We start from the raw sequence: 17,724 nt of genomic DNA, 5'->3' as shown, positions 1-17,724 counted from the left end.
AATACGTCAATATACTTACACAGAAAAAATCATTTAGGATTGAGCTAAATAGAGAAAATCATTTAGGATTGCTATAGTGACTCTAGTAGTGGGGGTGGCGGTGGGGATTGGTAATTCGGGAAGGGAGGTAAAAACCGAGTTTTTTTAACAGGAATTAGTCCCCCTCTGCGGGGACTTTGTTTGTTTAATTACGGTTTCAACCGCCCAACTCGCGATGGAGTAGTTAACTAAAATACTCCTCAACAATTTTCAAAATCCGCGAAGCCGCCAAACCGTCACCAAAGGGGTTAATTGCCATTGCCATTGCGTTGTATGCTTCGGAATTGCTGAGCAATTCTGCCGCTGCCGAGAAAATTTTATCAGAATTTGTACCTACAAGTTTAGCGGTTCCTGCGGAAATTGCTTCTGGTCTTTCTGTTGTTTCTCGTAATACTAGAACTGGCTTGCCCAAACTAGGTGCTTCTTCTTGCAAGCCCCCCGAATCTGTTAAAATTAAATGACATCTTTGAATGGCTCCTACTAATTCTGCGTAATCTAAAGGTTCAGTTAAAAAGACTCTCGGATTGTCGCCCAAAAAAGCTTGCAAAGGTTCTCGAACAGTGGGGTTTCGGTGTAGTGGTAGCAGCAAGGCTGTGTCGGGAAATTTATCTAAGATTTGGAGAAATGCGTGAGCAATTCCTTGTAAGGGCTCTCCCCAATTTTCGCGGCGGTGAACTGTTGCTAAGATAGTGCGATATTTGCTCCACTCTAAGTTAGGAATGTTGCATTCTGGTTCGCGTTTGGCGACAGAAAGCAAGGCATCGATTACTGTGTTGCCTGTACGGTGAATTTCTCCCAAGACGCCCGATCGCCCTAAATTCTCTTGGGCCAGCTCTGTCGGGGCAAAATGCAGCCTTGTGAGCTGAGATATCAACCGTCGGTTAGCCTCTTCGGGGTAAGGATTGAACACGTCGTCTGTCCGCAATCCGGCTTCTACGTGACCTACGGGTATTTTTTGATAAAATGCAGCCAAAGCAGCGGCAAATGCTGTCGTTGTATCGCCCTGAACTAAGACTATGTGGGGCTGCAATTCTTTAAACAATGCTTCCAAACCCTGCAAACTCCGGGATGTAATATCTGTCAAGGTTTGCTGGTGCTGCATAATTGCTAAATCCCGATCGGCTTTTAGATCGAACATTTGCATTACTTGTTCGACCATTTCTCGGTGCTGACCGGTTAAAATTACTTGGGTTTCAAAGGTTGGAGAACTTTTGAATAGTTGAATTACTGGGGCGAGTTTAATCGCTTCCGGGCGAGTTCCTAATACGATGCAAACGCGGTGTGTGGCTTCGGGCATGGTAAAATTGGGTAGTTGAGATTGGTGAGGGTTTTAAAGGCTCAATATTTTATAGCAAATTTGAATCGTTGGTTAACAAGATTTATTTTTTTGGGAACCGCAGAGGGCGCAGAGGGCGCAGAGGAGGGAGAAAAGATAGAGAGGAAGGGGTTTATTGAGGGTGTTATATAATTTTATCTCGCACTGTTGGTACATTTTTATTGTTTAATTGTCATGCCTTATCGCTACATTCTATTTTATAAACCCTACGATGTTTTAACTCAATTCACTGACAACTCCAGCGAAACTAAACGCAGCACTCTCAAAGACTATATTCCTATTCCTAACATTTATGCAGTAGGAAGGCTCGATCGCGATAGTGAAGGTTTGTTGCTGCTAACCGATGATGGACAAATGCAGCACCGCCTCAGTGACCCGAAATTCGCTCATCCCCGCACTTACTGGGTGCAAGTTGAACGAATTCCCGATGCAAGTGCGATCTCAGCTTTGCAGACAGGTGTCACAATTCAAGATTATCGGACTCGATCGGCAAAAGTGCAATTATTGTTAGAAGAACCACCTTTGCCGCCCCGCGAACCGCCGATTAGATTTCGCAAAAACGTGCCGACAGCTTGGCTGGAAATGACTCTCACAGAAGGCCGCAACCGCCAAGTGCGCCGGATGACCGCAGCAGTAGGGTTTCCGACACTGCGGCTGGTCAGATGTGCGATCGGGCATTTGCGTCTCGAAGGCCTCCAACCCGGTGAATGGCGGGAACTAACTCAAGCCGATGTGAGATTTTAGATTTTAGATTTTAGATTGGGGAATTACAGTCAACCGCCTTGACATTTAGGACCTTCTTGATATCTGAAAGTATTACTGCGACTGCATTTCCCTTCTTCCTTCTTCCGACTTCCATCGGACTGAAATCTGTTACATCCGTTACATCCGTTACATCCGTTACAGAATCCGTTGCCGAACTTCCTTCTGCTTACTTTCGAGGGGGCAAAATAAAACTCTCGTTTCCATCCTGATCTTTTTGCACCTGAGCTCCCAACTTGACAAGAGCTTGTCTCGCCCTTTGACGCACCAACTTATCAGTTGTTTGAGCATAAACCGTGCTCCAAGCATTAAACCGCACCGGCACGCTATCGGGATCTCGGCGCAAATACTCAGCAGTGGCTCGAAACATCGGCGCCAATTTCGACCATTCCGGGCTTCCTTCCACCCAATCAGCGGCCATTTCGTGAGAGCGAATTGAGTCGGGAATATCCCCCAACAGCAGCAACTCATCAATACCTTTAGTTCGCCACACTATCCACGATTGGGAATGAAGTTGCGGCGAAACGGCAAGGGCTCTAGTACCACGCTCTATAAAGTTAACAGCGGTTTCAGGCTTTCCTTGATAAAAAGAAATAGCTGTGGAAAGAAACAGGTAGATGTCAACCCACCGCGGGTCGCGCTGCGTAACTATGTCAAAATAATCTTGGCTGAGATTATAGCCCGTCACATCTCGCGCTTCGTCGTCGCCAAAATATTGCAAAAATTTGAGAAATGTCCAATCTGCAATTAAATTGTCAAACCCAAAACTAGGGATAGTTTTGAGCATTTTTAGCCGCAGGGCTTCTTGCTGCGCTTCTTGCTGTGCGGCTTGCTTGAAACTGGCAGCAGACATTGCAGACACCGGCTTTTGCCCCTGAACGCCAACTGGGGACATTGCGCCTAACTCCCGGCTAGACTGCATGGCGACAACCCCCGCCAGCGCTGCTAGACCGATAGCTCCATTAACGAGCAGGCTCAACCACTTACGCGAAAATTGTTCGATTTTAGCTTCCACGGCACTTTATAAATCCAAGTTTTAAATTAAGTTTATTGAAAGAGAGTAATAATTGGTTGGCGATCGACTATGAATCTCGTTAAACTGTCCAAAGGGATGGTGGAGCCTCCGCACAATAGTTTAAGTAGTAGTGTGAGATTTTTTAGCAATATAAAATCTCAAATCAAAAATCTAAAATCGAATTGAGCCAAATTCAATGAATCAAGCCCGCAGACGCTTTTCTAAATTACAGGCAGCCCTGTTCAGTGGGGCAATGGCAACAACCGCTTCGATATCTTTGCTCGTTCCCGGCCTGAGTCAATCAGTGCGCGCTGAGCTTCAAGATAGCCCCAAAGCTGTCTTAGACGAAGCTTGGCAAATTGTGAACCGAGACTATGTTGATGGCAGCTTTAACAAGACTGACTGGCAAGTAACCCGCCAAGAACTGCTGAGCAAAAATTATACTTCTCGCGAAGCTGCCTACACCGCCCTCCGCAAAGCCCTAGAGAAATTAAACGACCCCTACACGCGCTTCATGGACCCGAAGCAGTACGAAGCGCTGACGAATCAAACGTCTGGGGAACTGACAGGGGTGGGGATGAGGCTGGAAGAAGACGAGAAAACAAAAGCGATTAGGGTAGTCGAGCCGATGGAAAATTCCCCGGCCCTGAAGGCAGGGATTCTAGCGGGCGATACGATTTTGGTGATTGACGGCAAAACTACCAAAGGCATGACTGTCTCGGATGCGGCTCAGGTAATTCGGGGCGACGAAGGTACGAAAGTAACGCTGCGGATTGCTCGTGAGGGCAAAAGCGAGTTTGATATCACTCTGACTCGGGCGAGAATTGAGGTAGCAGCGGTTCGCTACAGCCTCAAGAATGAAGGCGGTAAGAAAGTCGGTTACATCCGTTTACAAGAGTTTAGCTCCCACGCGGGCGAACAAATGGAGGCGGCGATTAAAAAGCTCTCGGCTCAGAAAGCTGACGCTTTTGTGTTGGATTTGCGGGGGAATCCCGGCGGGTTGCTGCGAGTGAGCATTGATATCGCTCGGATGTGGATGGATACAGGGGCGATCGTCCGCACAGTCGATCGGGCGGGCGATTCTCAGGAAATGAAGGCAAATCGCACTGCGCTCACTGACAAGCCTTTGGTGGTGCTCGTGGACGACAACTCAGCCAGCGCCAGCGAGATTTTGGCCGGTGCTCTGAAGGACAACAAGCGCGCAACTGTGATGGGCGGCCAAACTTTTGGCAAAGCTTTGGTGCAGTCGGTGCATTCTTTGGCTGACGGTTCGGGATTGGCGGTGACGATCGCTCACTACTATACTCCTAACGGTACGGATATCAGCCACAAGGGGGTTACTCCTGATGTTAAGGTGGAAATCACCGACGAACAAAAGCTGAAATTAGCTAACAAACCGATGTTGGTTGCGACTAAGGATGATCCTTGCTACGCGCAGGCGATCGCACTTTTGAAAACTACTGCTTCCTCGGCGCGTCCCGTGGCCGCTAATGAGGTTCTTGTTCCTAAGAAGTAGTTGAAATTAGCACTTATTAACAATTAGCTTTAAGATGAAACCCGCGCCGGCGGGTTTTATTTTTGTAGTTTTATTTAGCTTCCGATTGCTAGAAAATGGTTTGTAATAACAGCCAACTATTTAATCCTACTATAATACTAGCCACTAACCAAGCTAAGGCTTTCAGCCAAAATGGATTCACAAACTCTCCCATTAAGTTGCGGTTTGAGGTAAACATTACCAAGGGAATTACTGCAAACGGTAATTGCAAACTGAGAATCACTTGACTGAAAACCAGTAAATTAGTTGTACTACCTTCCCCAAACAAGATAATTACGATCAAAGCCGGCACAATTGCAATCAGTCGAGTCAGCAAGCGGCGCAACCAAGGTCGCAGTCGAAAATTTAGAAACCCTTCCATCACAATCTGTCCTGCTAGAGTTGCAGTCAAGGTTGAATTCTGCCCCGAAGCTAATAAAGCAAAGGCAAAAATTGCACTAGCATAACTCACCCCCAGTACCGGAGAAAGGAGTTTGTAAGCATCTTGAATTTCAGCTACTTCTTGATAGCCAGAAAAGTGAAATGTTGCAGCAGACAATATCAGAATTGCTGAATTAATAAACAAAGCTATTGACAGCGCTACGGTAGAATCAATTGTGCCAAATTTAATTGCTTCCCATTTTTTCTCGGAGGTTTCTTGCCAAGCACGAGTTTGCACGATCGACGAATGCAAGTAAAGATTGTGCGGCATCACAGTTGCCCCTAAAATACCAACCGCAATATAAAGCATTCCCTGATTTTGCAAAATCTCTAACTTCGGAACATAACCGAGTAAAACTTCTCCGGCATCTGGTTTGGCAAAAAATATTTCGGCAATAAAACAACCGCCAATAATTGCAATAATCGTAATCACCAAAGCTTCGATATAACGAAAGCCTTTCCCTTGTAAAAATAACACCATTATCACATCTAGCGCAGTGATGCACACACCCCAAACTAAGGGAATGCCAAATAGCAATTGCAGTCCGATCGCACTACCAATAAGTTCCGCTAAATCGCAAGCCGAAATAGCAATTTCACAAAGTATCCACAGCAAAAAACTAACTCGCGGACTGAAATAATCTCGACAAGCTTGTGCCAAATCTCGTCCCGTTACCACTCCTAAACGCACGCAGAGTGATTGAAGCAAAATTGCCATCAAATTAGATAGCAAAATCACACTTAATAGCGTATAGCCAAACTTTGCTCCCCCCGCTAAATCAGTCGCCCAGTTTCCGGGATCCATGTAACCCACTGAAACCAAATATCCAGGCCCTGCGTAAGCCAGCATCGTACGCCAGAAACCTTTGCTGTTGGGAACGGGGATGCTGCGGTGGACTTCAGGAAGGCTGGGTCTGTTTTCGGGGTCAGTCATTGGTTTTACCGTTAAATAATTTTCATATTCTTTTCATAATCTCACAAAGATAGCGGAATTTCATCAGTCGGATCGAAATCCGGCAGAGTCACCGTATATATTAAGTTGTGTATATTTTGAGCCTGAACCGAGGTGCGCGATCGACTATGATGAGGTCGATCGCCAAAAATCACTCTTGTCACCGTTCCTGATTTGAGAGGTTTTTAAATTCGCGAGTTCCCTGATAACCTGATAAATCAGCTAACTCCTGCAAAGATTTTTGCCCTGGGTAAAACTTACCATTAATTTCCCAAGTAGGAGTACCCTGAATCTTGGCAGCTTCGCAAAGATCGCGGCGAGCATTTTTCCCTTGCGGATTGCACTCGATATAATTGATAATGCGAGCCGCTTCTTTGCCAAAACTTTCCTTTTGCATCTGACAGTGATCGCAGGTAAAAGAACCGTACATTTTAGCTTCCACTCTTTTTAAATGTCGGGCTAAAGCAATTTCCGAAGTACCGGAAGATGTTGTGGTATTCATGCTAGTCTCCTTAGCTGTACCGAGATTATTCACATCAGCATAAAGAGCCAGAGAGGAAATCAGCACTAACATAGACACCAGAATTCCTATAAAAAATAGTTGCCCGATATCATCCCATTCGCGACCGATTAATGCTAAGAAAAACAAGCTAGTTGCAAATAAAGCAGAGGCAATACAGTAAATACAAGCTGCTTTGATATCAACAGCCAGTACATACATCAGATAGCCACTAAAAATCGTCATAGCCGTGCTACCAGCAAACAGAAATAGTCCCGTCCAAGACTCTAACTTAGAGCGGAGACTCTTCTGTTCTGCGGGATTAACAAGTAGGGGAGCTACGGCAAAAACTATCATGCTCAAATAGCCCAAAAAACCGAACAAAGAAAGAGGCAAACCAAAGACATAGGCATAGGGACTCGAAAGCACGATATCGCAGCCTTCGATCGGACAAACTGCCGTTCCGTTGGATAACTTGACCACTGTTAGATAGGCAGTAATCGCAGCCCCTATTGAGGCAATTCCTGCCGTGATGGGACGAGAATAGCGGTGAATCCAGGGCTGAGAACGTTGACGACGCATAGTATTTTTGACCTCAAAATGTATGTTTCAATTGTGGCGTAAGTTGGGCAAGGCCCGCCCTGCGAACACTCTATTTCAAAACTCTAGTCGCATTGAAAATAGCTGCTAAAGCCACCCCAACATCGGCAAAAACTGCCTCCCACATTGTCGCTAACCCAAAAGCACCCAAAGCAATAAATATACCTTTGACTAACATGGCAAAAATGATATTTTGCCAGACAATATTGTGAGTTTTTCGGGCAATTTGGATTGCTTCAGCCACCTTTGACGGTGCATCTGACATAATTACAACATCGGCAGTTTCGATCGCCGCATCGGAGCCCAAACCCCCCATCGCTATGCCCACATCAGCCCTAGCAAGCACGGGTGCATCATTAATTCCATCCCCGACAAAAACAATTTTATCGCCTTTCCTAGATTCGCCGATTAGTTTTTCGATCGCCTCGACTTTTCCTTCGGGTAATAACTCGGCTAAATAGGAATCTAAACCGAGCTTTTTCGCAACACTATCGGCTACAGCTTGATTATCTCCTGTTAGCATCACGATGCCCTCAACACCTAATTTTTTGAGGTCGCGAATAGCCTGTACTGCGTCTTCCTTAAGCTCGTCAGCAATTAAAATGTAGCCAGCGTAGCTGTTGTCTACCGCTAAATGGACGACAGTACCTTCAGCATTGCAGACATCGCGAGCAATGTTTTCTCGGTGCAGCAAACGGTCATTTCCCGCCAGCACAATTTGATTATTTACTTTGGCTCGGATGCCGTGTCCCGCTATTTCTTCGTAATCTTTCACATCCGATGAATCTATTTGGCCGCCGTAAGCTTCCAGAATAGATTTTGCGACTGGGTGATTGGATTGAGATTCTACTTTAGCCGCTATTGCCATTAACTCTGTTTGGGAAAAGCCATTGCTAGGCACAATTTGTGCTACTTTAAAAACTCCTTTTGTCAGAGTTCCTGTTTTGTCCAGAACAACTGTCTTGACTGCTGTCAGAGTATCTAAAAAAGTCGAGCCTTTAACCAAAATACCGCGCTTGGCTGCACCGCCAATTCCCCCGAAGTATCCCAGAGGAATGCTAATTACCAATCCGCAAGGGCAGGAAATAACTAACAAGACTAAGGCGCGGTAAACCCACAAAAATCTGTCTGCATTAGTTGCTCCTGAAATGAACAAAGGCGGAATTAAAGCCACTGCTAGGGATGCAAATACTACAAACGGCGTGTAGTAGCTAGCAAATTTAGTGATAAATTTCTCAGTTTCAGCTTTTTTGCTTCTGGCATTTTCTACTAATTCCAGAATTCGGGAGATTGAAGATTCGCCGAATAGTTTGGTAACTTTGACGGTGAGAACTCCTGTCTGGTTAATTGTTCCTGCTAAAACTGTTTCTCCAACTTTCACGGTTCGAGGTACTGATTCTCCGGTTAGTGCTGAGGTGTCAATTTGAGAGTTTCCGTCGATAATTTCGCCGTCTAAGGGAATCTTTTCTCCCGGTTTGACTAGGATGATATCGCCGACGGCTACGGTTTCGGGCGAAACTTTTTTGATGTCGCCATTTTGCTTGAGGTTGGCGCTGTCTGGGCGAATTTCTAAAAGCGATCGAATTGATTGACGCGATCGCCCGATCGCAAATTCTTGAAAAAGTTCTCCGATTTTGAAAAACAACATCACACCGACTGCTTCAGGGAGTTTGTGAATAGCGACAGCGCCGAGTGTTGCTATAGTCATTAAGAAATTTTCATCAAAAAATCGACCTCGCAGAATATTGCGCCCCGCAATGGTTAAAACATTCCATCCGCTTAAAAGATAGGCGGGGATGAAAACCAGATATTCACCTATAGAATAGGGCGTGTTGTGGAGTTGTTCTTCAAAAATTAAACCTCCGATAAACAGTACAACAACCAATATCACAGGAATCAATTCTTGATTCAGGTTAAAATCTCCGTGGTCGTGGTTGTGGTCGTGTTCGTGGTTATGATTCTCATGGCTGCGATCGTGGTGGTAGTCGTGACTACAGCAGCCAGAATCGCTCGATTTGGCTTTTTGCATGGTTTTTCCTAGGTTTTTTCTGACAGATTATAGTATGAACAGATATTCATATTATAGAGTCAAAAATAAAATCTACTAGATTTTTAACTCAAAATCTAGTAGATTTTATAAAAATATTGTTAAGTTGGTAGGGAACATTATGAGGTATTAAGAATAATAACTATTCTCAGTTTCTGATTGAGAGAGAGAATGATTATCCATAGTCGTTAGTGATTAACTAATTAAGCCGCCGGATAAATTCTAAGGGCAAACCGTCTGTATCGGCAATAAAAGCTACTTCGTAAACATTTTGCCCGATCGCCTGTTGAGTCGGTTCTAATAAAACTTTCAAAGCTTGAAACTGGTTTGGTTGGTCTGTAGCAGCTTCCTCAAACCGTTCTTTCAGACACTGCAACCAGCTAGGCAAGTCAGTTGTCGCCTCCGTTAAATCAAAAGATAAATGATAATATCCAACATAATGCTCGTCTCCGAAAGCATCCGGTGCGGGTTTGGGTTCCGGGATTTGAATTAGTTCTATGCGTCCGTTGAGACCTTCCATCCAACAGGCTAGGGTGTAACCTGTAGTAAAGCGATCGCTCACAGTAAATCCCAACTGTTCGTAAAAGGCGATCGCCCGGTGAATGTTAGCAGTGCGAATCGAGGCGTGGTGCATTCAATTTTAGATTTTAGATTTTAGATTTTAGATTTTAGAAGGGAAGTAGGAATTCCGGCTGGGGATTTTAGATTTTAGAGGGTAAATTCGTAATTCGTAATTAAAAATGGTCGCATCTTTAGCGCGAAAGCAATAGAGCCTTCTTCCCTCTTCCCTCTTCCTTCTTCCTTCTTCCCTCTTCATTCTTCCTTCACTTATTCAAACAACCGAAAATAGGGATATCTAATCGGAACTCCCGGCTCTTTTTCCAAATCAAAATTAATCACTTCCCAGCAAGGGTCCTCTTGAGGATCGGGGCTAAAATCCACAGGCAAACCGTACAGCCTCGGCCGTGGCGATTCCGACTGGCCGCGCCAAGGCGTGCTGCGTTCCAAATAAGCGCTGATTAAGTCGCGATAGCGTTGAGCAACGATCACGCGAGTTGCTCGGTAGCCTTGAGTATAGAGTCGATCGAGCGCTTCGTGAATTTCAAACCGAATCCCGTCCGGGTGCGTGTGCTGGCGATACCATTCATTCTCCCAGCGGCGCCAGTGCCGCCCAGACTGAAGGTGAACCAGTTCCCCCGTTTTTGGATCTGCCTCAAATGCCCCGTGACGCGGACACAAATAGGTATCCGTTAGCGTTAAAGCCGGAATTGTTTGGCGACAGTGGGGACACTGAATTTCCGGGCCAAACATCGGGTATTGCAAGGCAACTTCAATCATTTATTTGCGTCCCAGCATATTTTCTCTGCAAAAGTGCCAAATACTTTTATTATATCCCGTATCAACAACCAGCTAATCTGCTAGAAGTATAACGATCGACCAACAAATGAGCAATCTCAACGAATCTCTGCCTGCACTTTCTTCCTATTGGCCCTTGCCTGATCTATCCCAAGCGGCTTTTGTCGCTGAAGGCGCTGTTGTCATCGGCAGGGTAGAGGTGGCAGCGGGCGCTAGTATCTGGTACGGGGCGGTGGTGCGGGCGGATGTAGAGCGAATTGCGATCGGCTCAAGTACCAATATCCAAGATGGAGCAATTCTGCACGGCGATCCTGGGAAACCGACTGTTTTGGAAGATTTCGTCACAGTCGGACACCGAGCCGTGATTCACTCAGCTTACATTGAACGGGGCTGCCTGATCGGGATTGGGGCGATCGTCCTCGATGGAGTGAGGGTGGGAAAAGGCTCGATCGTCGGTGCAGGGGCGGTTGTCACCAAGGATGTTCCCCCTCATACGCTAGTTGCGGGAGTGCCTGCCAAACGCCTGCGAGATGTCTCTGAGGAAGAAGCTGCGGAGTTGGTGCAACACGCTAAGCGTTACGAAAAGTTGGCTTTGGTTCACGCGGGAAAAGGTTCTGATTTGGGATTTGCTGAGGTGAAGGAATGAGGTTTTTTAGGCAGGATTTATGCAACAGTTAAAGCTCGTATTCAAAAATCAAATCCACGCTATCCTGAAAAATTGGATAAAGCGCAAGCAATTCTGATGTTATGTGAAAATAATACTTGTTTAAAGGCAAGATAATAATTTCTGCTTCTACTAAAATAGCCAAAAAATACTGTAAGAGGGAGATACTTCGGGGAATTTGCTTGCTGGGAGTTTCATTAATTTTAGTTTTAATAGACTTAATAACCTCTTGAACTTTGTCCTCTTTCTTAGCGCTGATAAGAATACCATATAAATTATCGCAAAAACGGGTCATATCTTTTGGCTTAAGTTCTTCTGGAATTTTGTTTAGCTCAAATAGCTCTAGAGTAGCAGCAGCTATTTGACATTTTCTTTTGATTTCAGGATAGTCGCTTTCTTGTATATAAGGAGATATTTGTTCAAATGCCAGAATCATTGTATCTAGCTGTTCAACAATCGCTTTTATTTGTGCAGCTAAACGGAGTTTCTTCCAGTCAATTCCCGAACTTTTATAAACCAAATCGTGGGTGGAAACAGCCCAGGCGTGTTCAAAAGCACTTTTTATTTGAATTTCAAACATTACATTAAAACTACTTAATAAATTATCGATATTTGTATCCTCTACGCTTTTTAAACGAGCAGAAATTCTAGTTGAATCAAATTTAAAAGTATCTGGAGATTTTTTATTCTGTCCTCTTTTTACTGTTTTAGCCACCTGAAAAGTCTCTTGGCAAAATTTAATTACCTGTTGTTCTTGTGATAAATTTGGGATAATGACTGTACAACCAAATAAGTCATCTAGTTCCGACCATTTTTTAAATCTACCTGTCTCAATTTTTTCTGCTAAAGACTCAATAGTTTTAATCCTCCAAGTAAAGGCATATCCGTTGGTGTCACAAAAATTTAGCATGGTTTGTCTGACTCGCAGCGCAACATCTTCGACAAAAGGAAGATATTGTTCATATTGGCGGTCTAAAATAGAAGGATATATCATAAATTAGATACTTTACCGATTTATTACGAATTAGTATTTCCTAAAATTACTGCTTTTAAGATATTAATTCGAGTTTTAGTTTTTTCAATTCCTGATGAACCCAAGGAAGTTGTAATGGCCTCATAATAGGCTTGAGATTCATGAGTTATCATTGCTAATTCAGGAGATTTTACTGATTCCATCAATTCGTAAATTCTCTGGCAGACATCGGCATTTATATTTTTTAATAATTTTTCACGATTGAGTTCTGCAATTGCACTAAAAAACGAATAAAAATCAGCTTGATTTTTGAGTTTTGTCTTACATAAGTTTATATTTTCCGGCGAGCTATCCAACAACTTTTTTATTAAGTGAATAACTTGTTTAAATTCAGCTTCTATTTCGTCTTTATCCTCCCAAGCTAAATCTCGATCGTTAAAAGCTTTATCCAAATCATCCTGACGATAGGATTTAACTCCTTCTTCTAGAAAAAGTAAAAGTAGAGTCACAAACTCTACATCTTTCATTTGTTTTCTGTCTCTTGCAGGAATTGAGGGAAAATTGGGTGGCAGAATTGAAGCCATCCAGTCAGTTAAATCTTCTACAGTAGTTATAAATGCGCCATTGAACCTTGCATGACGCAATTCTTGAGGTGTTAATTTACTCACATTACGGTTAAGGCGGTTAAATATAGAATTGATGATTCCTTCATCATTGGATGGCACATATTCAACAGCAAACTGATATTTCCAAAAGTTTTGTTTTACCTCATTGTCTAAATTTTTAAAAAATTCTCCTCTAAGTCTTGTAATAGTTGCTGTTTCACTTACAGGGAATTTATTATCAGCAAACTCAAATAAAGTGGATAACCTTTGTTTGCCATCAATAACACTATACTTAGATATGCCTGCCGAGGTAATTTCTTGATACAAAAAGATAGCAGGGGCAGGATATCCATTAAGTACAGTATCAATGAAAAAGTCTTTATATTCTTGATTCCAAACACTGCGTCTTTGATAAGGTGGCTCCAGATCAAGCAGATGTCTTGTGTAGAGATCCCAAAACCAAGAAACAGTTTGAAAATTAATGGCTCGACTCATCTGATTTGTTCCGCAGTAGGGTAAACTGTTAATTTCGATTATATACTATTAAGGCTCTGCCGGAATTGCGCCGATCGCCTTTGCTTATAAAAATAAATCATGAACGATCGCACATCCAATCCAAACATCCCCCCGCACACCTGGAAACGTCCCATCGGCCTCGGTTGGGAGAATCCCTATACAGTCCGCTACGCAAGCAATCTCGACGACGGCCCCTGGCACGGAATGCCTTTGGGCGGGTTCGGTGCCGGCTGCATCGGGCGATCGTCCCGCGGCGACTTTAACCTCTGGCACATTGACGGCGGCGAGCACATTTTTCGCAGTTTGCCAGCTTGTCAGTTCAGCGTTTTTGAAGAAACTCAAGGCAAAAAACAAGCTTTCGCACTTTCCACTGAACCGCCTACCGATGGCAGTTTATCTAGTTGGAAATGGTATCCATCGGAAGGAAGAAGGAAGAAGGAAGAAGGAAGAAGGGAAGAAGAAGAAAGAACCGGGGAAGAGTCTAATTCTTCGGGGAGTTATCATGCTTTGTATCCGCGCAGTTGGTATGTTTACGAAAATGTATTTGAGGCTCAATTAAGCTGCGAGCAATTTTCGCCAATTTTGCCGAACAATTATCAGGAAAGCAGTTACCCAGTAGCCATGTTTGAATGGGTGGCGCACAATCCTACAGATGCGCCGATTACTCTCAGCATAATGCTGACTTGGGAGAATATTGTCGGTTGGTTTACTAATGCCAATAAGTCGCCGGAAGTGATGGTGCGAGATGATGGTAGTCCATTTTATGACTATCAACCCCGGTGGGGAGAAAGTGCCGGAAATTTGAATTTGTTGGTGGAAGATTTTCACCGGATAGGTTGCGTGATGACGCGGTTGACTGCTGAGGACGAACCGCAAGAGGGGGATGGACAATGGGCGATCGCAACTATTACTAATCCGGCGGTAGAAGTATTCTATCAAACTCGTTGGAACCCGGCGGGGAATGGGGACGATATTTGGCGCAACTTTTCTGCTGAGGGTTTCTTGTTGGATGACAAAGATGAGACAGCCGCAGCCGCCGGAGAACAGTTGGCTTGTGCGATCGCAGTTCGCTTTACTATTCGACCGGGAAAAACTCGCAAAATCCCCTTTATTATAGCTTGGGATTTGCCCGTTACTGAGTTTGCATCGGGAGTTTGGTACTATCGCCGCTATACGGATTTCTTCGGCCGCAACGGCAAAAATGCTTGGCCGATTATTCGCACTGCAATGAAGCATTCGGATACTTGGCGCGAAAATATTGAAGCTTGGCAAAAACCCATTTTAGAACGGAAAGATTTGTCAGACAGTTTTAAAATGGCGCTGTTTAACGAGTTATACGCCCTGACAGATGGCGGTACTCTTTGGAGTGCGGCTGACGAACGCGATCCGAAGGGTCAATTTGCGGTTTTGGAGTGCATTGATTACCGCTGGTATGAAAGTTTAGACGTGCGGCTTTACGGTTCTTTTGCTTTGTTGATGCTGTGGCCGGATTTGGAAAAGTCGGTGGTTTTAGCCTTCGCTAGGGCAATTTCTGCAGGAGACGATACGCCGAGAATTATTGGCTGGAATCAAGCTTCGGCTATTAGAAAAGCTGTCGGTGCAACGCCGCACGATTTGGGTGCTCCTAACGAACATCCTTGGGAGAAAACGAATTATACTAGCTATCAAGATTGCAATTTGTGGAAGGATTTGCCTTGCGATTTTGTGTTGCAGGTTTATCGGGATTTCCTGTTGACTGGCGGCACAGATTGTGAGTTTCTGCAAGAGTGTTGGCCGGCAATTGTTGAGGCTTTGGCTTATCTGAAAACTTTTGATGAGGATGGGGACGGAATTCCTGAGAATTCTGGAGCACCGGATCAGACGTTTGATGATTGGCAAATGCGGGGAATCAGTGCGTATTGCGGGGGTTTGTGGTTGGCGGCGCTGGAGGCTGCGATCGCGATCGGTGAAATCTTGGAAGATGCAGCACCGGAGATAATTCCTAACCCTCAAGCAAAAATAGCATTATATCACAGTTGGCTGCTACAAGCAAGACCGAGCTATCAAGAAAAATTGTGGAACGGTCAATATTACCGTTTGGACAGCGAGAGTAATTCCGAAGTGGTGATGACAGACCAACTCTGCGGTCAATTTTACGCGAAACTGTTAGGATTGCCGGATATTGTACCGCCCGAATGTGCAGTCAGTGCTTTAGAAACTGTGTACGATTCTTGCTTTTTGAAGTTCAACGATGGGGAGTTCGGTGCGGCGAATGGGGTAATGCTGAATGGTTCGCCGGAAAATCCGAATGCGACTCATCCTTTGGAAGTTTGGACAGGGATTAATTTTGGGTTGGCTGCTTTTTTGGTACAGATGGGGATGGAGGAGAAAGCATTTAAATTGACGGATGCGGTGGTGAAGCAGATTTATGAAAATGGGTTGCAGTTTCGGACGCCGGAAGCGATTACGGCGGGGGGAACTTTTCGCGCTAGTCACTATTTGCGGGCGATGGCTATTTGGGCAATTTACGGGGTGTTGACCAGTTTTAAAGAGGGAATTGGTATATTAGCTGGTGAATCTGACTAAAATTCAAGCCTTAAAATCGCTTTTTAGCAAGGAAAACGGTTAATTCAACTATCAATAAAATTGACCGTAAAAACTTTTTCTCTTCGAGGAAGACATTAATTTTTCATGCTCAAACTTCAGCTTGGCTAAAATTTGAGCATGAAAAAGCCCGGAGATGTGAGGGCATCGAACTCGGCTATAAACGAGAGAGAAAAAGGGTCTGAGGCAATTGTTGACACCAATGCAGTCCGCACCTTACTTGTATATAATTTGGAGCGATCGCCAATTTCAAGATAAAATAGAAAAATGTCAAATCCTTTGCTTTCCCTCAACTACGAACCAGCCCTCGAATCCCTCGGCGGCGACTATTTTGATGAAGTCCCCGCAGCCGACTTTCCGCAGCATATTCTCCGCTTCCGCAATGACCAATTATTGCCAACATTGGGTTTAGATCCCGCGCAAGTAACCGACCAACATTTCATCGAAGCGTTCGGCAAATTTCACTGCGTCCGTCCCTTTCTCGCACTCCGCTATCACGGCTATCAATTCAACGCATATAACCCCAATTTAGGTGACGGTAGAGGCTTCTTATACGGCCAAGTTCGCGGCACTGATGGCAGACTTTACGACTTCGGCACTAAAGGTTCCGGCCGCACTCCCTACTCGCGGGGCGGTGACGGTAGACTTACTCTCAAAGGGGGAATTCGCGAAGTTTTAGCCGCCGAAGCTTTGCACCGATTGGGAGTGCGGACATCTCGCTGTTTTAGTTTAGTTGAAACTGGGGATGCTTTGTGGCGGGGCGACGAACCATCTCCGACACGATCGTCCGTAATGGTGCGTTTCAGTCATTCTCACATTCGGTTTGGAACTTTTGAAAGGTTGCACTATATCCGCCGCCCGGATTTAACTAAAAAACTTTTAGATTTTGTTATTGAATATTACTATCCAGAACTGCATTTAGAAGCAAGCAAAGCTAGTTTTTCTGCCCCGGACAAATATGCGCTATTTTATGCAGATTTAGTCCAGCGAGTAGCTGAATTAGTTGCTCAGTGGATGGCAGCAGGATTTTGCCATGCCGTGCTGAATACTGATAATATGTCGATTACGGGAGAAAGTTTCGATTACGGGCCTTTCGCTTTTATCCCAACTTACAAGCCGGAATTTACCGCAGCTTATTTTGACTATTCGGGTCTTTATTGTTACGGAAATCAACCGTTGATTTGTAGGGACAATTTAGAGAAGCTCCAGGAACCGCTAGCAGCGGCGATTCCTCAAGCTGATATGGATGCGGGTTTGGCAAAGTTTGGCGATTATTATAATGCAGCTTATCGGCAGTTAATGCTAAATAGATTGGGATTTGAGGATTTGCCAGAGGCGGAGGGAGATGAGTTGTTGAAGCTGACAATTAAAATGCTGGCGGATTCTCAAGTTGAGTATCACGATTTCTTTTGGGAATTGCGAAGGCAGTTCGATCGCACTTGGCGAGATGATGCTAGTCTAATTTTTGCTGAGGCGGAACCAGCCGACTTGATAGCACCTTGGCGACAGTTTTATTATCACGTTTTGCAAAGTTTGTCTACGGATGATATGGATCAAATGGCGGACAGGTTGCGGAAGCACAATCCCGAACAATCGCTCTTGAGACCGACAATTGAGGCTGTTTGGGAGTCCATAGCTATTGAGGATAATTGGGAACCGTTTTATGAGTTGGTAAAGAGACTTCAAAACTCTTAAAGGGAATTGGGCAGGGGGCATTGTTGACTGTTATACCAATTTAATATGAAGCTGCATAGAATAAAGCTTCAAGAATAAAATTGTAAGATGACAACGAACTGATTTGC

Annotated in this window: 15 protein-coding genes; 5 read left to right on the top strand and 10 right to left on the bottom strand. The window is 44.5% G+C overall.

The genetic code is table 11. The annotated features are described in order from the left end of the window. Positions 1 to 223 precede the first annotated feature (223 nt). Complete coding sequence (gene wecB, locus QUA24_RS24770; RefSeq protein WP_333232856.1) at positions 224 to 1,336, bottom strand: non-hydrolyzing UDP-N-acetylglucosamine 2-epimerase; 1,113 nt, start codon at positions 1,334 to 1,336, stop codon at positions 224 to 226. Between the two features lie 213 nt (positions 1,337 to 1,549). On the opposite strand from wecB, the gene QUA24_RS24765 reads away from it, so the two are divergent. Continuing rightward, a complete protein-coding gene (locus QUA24_RS24765; RefSeq protein ID WP_333232854.1) occupies positions 1,550 to 2,119 on the top strand; it encodes a pseudouridine synthase in 570 nt (189 codons plus the stop codon). A gap of 187 nt (positions 2,120 to 2,306) precedes the next feature. On the opposite strand, the gene QUA24_RS24760 is transcribed toward QUA24_RS24765, so the two are convergent. Beyond that, positions 2,307 to 3,152 (bottom strand): hypothetical protein, encoded by an 846-nt coding sequence (locus QUA24_RS24760; protein WP_333232852.1) that lies wholly within the window; start codon positions 3,150 to 3,152, stop codon positions 2,307 to 2,309. A 196-nt stretch (positions 3,153 to 3,348) separates the two neighbouring features. On the opposite strand from QUA24_RS24760, the gene ctpB reads away from it, so the two are divergent. Next, positions 3,349 to 4,668 (top strand): carboxyl-terminal processing protease CtpB, encoded by a 1,320-nt coding sequence (gene ctpB, locus QUA24_RS24755; RefSeq protein WP_333232850.1) that lies wholly within the window; start codon positions 3,349 to 3,351, stop codon positions 4,666 to 4,668. Positions 4,669 to 4,756: 88 nt separating this feature from the next. Here ctpB and QUA24_RS24750 read toward each other — a convergent pair whose 3' ends face one another. The 6 genes from QUA24_RS24750 to QUA24_RS24725 all read right to left on the bottom strand — a co-directional run bounded on the left by QUA24_RS24750 (position 4,757) and on the right by QUA24_RS24725 (position 10,563). Continuing rightward, positions 4,757 to 6,061 carry an Nramp family divalent metal transporter gene (locus QUA24_RS24750; protein ID WP_333232848.1) on the bottom strand — a complete coding sequence of 435 codons (1,305 nt, stop codon included), beginning with the start codon at positions 6,059 to 6,061 and terminating at the stop codon, positions 4,757 to 4,759. Positions 6,062 to 6,102: 41 nt separating this feature from the next. Continuing rightward, a complete protein-coding gene (locus QUA24_RS24745) occupies positions 6,103 to 6,243 on the bottom strand; it encodes a hypothetical protein (protein WP_333232847.1) in 141 nt (46 codons plus the stop codon). After that, positions 6,240 to 7,160, bottom strand: coding sequence for a vitamin K epoxide reductase family protein (locus QUA24_RS24740; protein ID WP_333232845.1), 921 nt, complete (start codon positions 7,158 to 7,160; stop codon positions 6,240 to 6,242). The genes QUA24_RS24745 and QUA24_RS24740 overlap by 4 nt, the downstream gene beginning before the upstream one ends. A gap of 70 nt (positions 7,161 to 7,230) precedes the next feature. Beyond that, complete coding sequence (locus QUA24_RS24735; RefSeq protein WP_333232844.1) at positions 7,231 to 9,207, bottom strand: heavy metal translocating P-type ATPase; 1,977 nt, start codon at positions 9,205 to 9,207, stop codon at positions 7,231 to 7,233. Between the two features lie 217 nt (positions 9,208 to 9,424). Continuing rightward, positions 9,425 to 9,859: a VOC family protein gene (locus QUA24_RS24730; RefSeq protein ID WP_333232843.1), complete on the bottom strand. Its 435-nt coding sequence runs from the start codon at positions 9,857 to 9,859 to the stop codon at positions 9,425 to 9,427. A gap of 194 nt (positions 9,860 to 10,053) precedes the next feature. Beyond that, complete coding sequence (locus tag QUA24_RS24725) at positions 10,054 to 10,563, bottom strand: TIGR02652 family protein (protein ID WP_006631343.1); 510 nt, start codon at positions 10,561 to 10,563, stop codon at positions 10,054 to 10,056. Positions 10,564 to 10,669: 106 nt separating this feature from the next. On the opposite strand from QUA24_RS24725, the gene QUA24_RS24720 reads away from it, so the two are divergent. Next, on the top strand, positions 10,670 to 11,227 hold the full coding sequence (locus tag QUA24_RS24720) for a gamma carbonic anhydrase family protein (RefSeq protein ID WP_333232841.1): 558 nt from the start codon (positions 10,670 to 10,672) through the stop codon (positions 11,225 to 11,227). A gap of 28 nt (positions 11,228 to 11,255) precedes the next feature. Here the strand turns inward: QUA24_RS24720 and QUA24_RS24715 are convergent, their stop codons facing one another. Further along, positions 11,256 to 12,239: a hypothetical protein gene (locus tag QUA24_RS24715; protein WP_333232839.1), complete on the bottom strand. Its 984-nt coding sequence runs from the start codon at positions 12,237 to 12,239 to the stop codon at positions 11,256 to 11,258. A 23-nt stretch (positions 12,240 to 12,262) separates the two neighbouring features. After that, entirely contained in the window at positions 12,263 to 13,318 is a 1,056-nt protein-coding gene (locus tag QUA24_RS24710) for a DUF262 domain-containing protein (RefSeq protein ID WP_333232838.1), read from the bottom strand. Positions 13,319 to 13,417: 99 nt separating this feature from the next. On the opposite strand from QUA24_RS24710, the gene QUA24_RS24705 reads away from it, so the two are divergent. Continuing rightward, positions 13,418 to 15,904, top strand: a complete 2,487-nt coding sequence (locus tag QUA24_RS24705) for a GH116 family glycosyl hydrolase (RefSeq protein WP_333232836.1) — start codon at positions 13,418 to 13,420, stop codon at positions 15,902 to 15,904. Between the two features lie 285 nt (positions 15,905 to 16,189). Further along, positions 16,190 to 17,617, top strand: coding sequence for a protein adenylyltransferase SelO family protein (locus QUA24_RS24700; protein WP_333232834.1), 1,428 nt, complete (start codon positions 16,190 to 16,192; stop codon positions 17,615 to 17,617). Positions 17,618 to 17,724: the final 107 nt, after the last annotated feature.

Origin of the sequence: Microcoleus sp. Pol12B5 (genome assembly GCF_036701335.1) — a bacterium.
Classification (GTDB): Bacteria; Cyanobacteriota; Cyanobacteriia; order Cyanobacteriales; family Microcoleaceae; genus Microcoleus.
The sequence above is the reverse complement of the archived record's forward strand: the minus strand, read 5'-3'. Positions and strand labels throughout refer to the sequence as shown.

Coding starts and splice junctions, on each gene's coding strand:
- wecB (WP_333232856.1), bottom strand. CDS start 1,336: ATGCCCGAAGCCACACACCGCGTTTGCATCGTATTAGGAACTCGCCCG.
- QUA24_RS24765 (WP_333232854.1), top strand. CDS start 1,550: ATGCCTTATCGCTACATTCTATTTTATAAACCCTACGATGTTTTAACT.
- ctpB (WP_333232850.1), top strand. CDS start 3,349: ATGAATCAAGCCCGCAGACGCTTTTCTAAATTACAGGCAGCCCTGTTC.
- QUA24_RS24750 (WP_333232848.1), bottom strand. CDS start 6,061: ATGACTGACCCCGAAAACAGACCCAGCCTTCCTGAAGTCCACCGCAGC.
- QUA24_RS24740 (WP_333232845.1), bottom strand. CDS start 7,160: ATGCGTCGTCAACGTTCTCAGCCCTGGATTCACCGCTATTCTCGTCCC.
- QUA24_RS24735 (WP_333232844.1), bottom strand. CDS start 9,207: ATGCAAAAAGCCAAATCGAGCGATTCTGGCTGCTGTAGTCACGACTAC.
- QUA24_RS24730 (WP_333232843.1), bottom strand. CDS start 9,859: ATGCACCACGCCTCGATTCGCACTGCTAACATTCACCGGGCGATCGCC.
- QUA24_RS24725 (WP_006631343.1), bottom strand. CDS start 10,563: ATGATTGAAGTTGCCTTGCAATACCCGATGTTTGGCCCGGAAATTCAG.
- QUA24_RS24720 (WP_333232841.1), top strand. CDS start 10,670: ATGAGCAATCTCAACGAATCTCTGCCTGCACTTTCTTCCTATTGGCCC.
- QUA24_RS24715 (WP_333232839.1), bottom strand. CDS start 12,239: ATGATATATCCTTCTATTTTAGACCGCCAATATGAACAATATCTTCCT.
- QUA24_RS24710 (WP_333232838.1), bottom strand. CDS start 13,318: ATGAGTCGAGCCATTAATTTTCAAACTGTTTCTTGGTTTTGGGATCTC.
- QUA24_RS24705 (WP_333232836.1), top strand. CDS start 13,418: ATGAACGATCGCACATCCAATCCAAACATCCCCCCGCACACCTGGAAA.
- QUA24_RS24700 (WP_333232834.1), top strand. CDS start 16,190: ATGTCAAATCCTTTGCTTTCCCTCAACTACGAACCAGCCCTCGAATCC.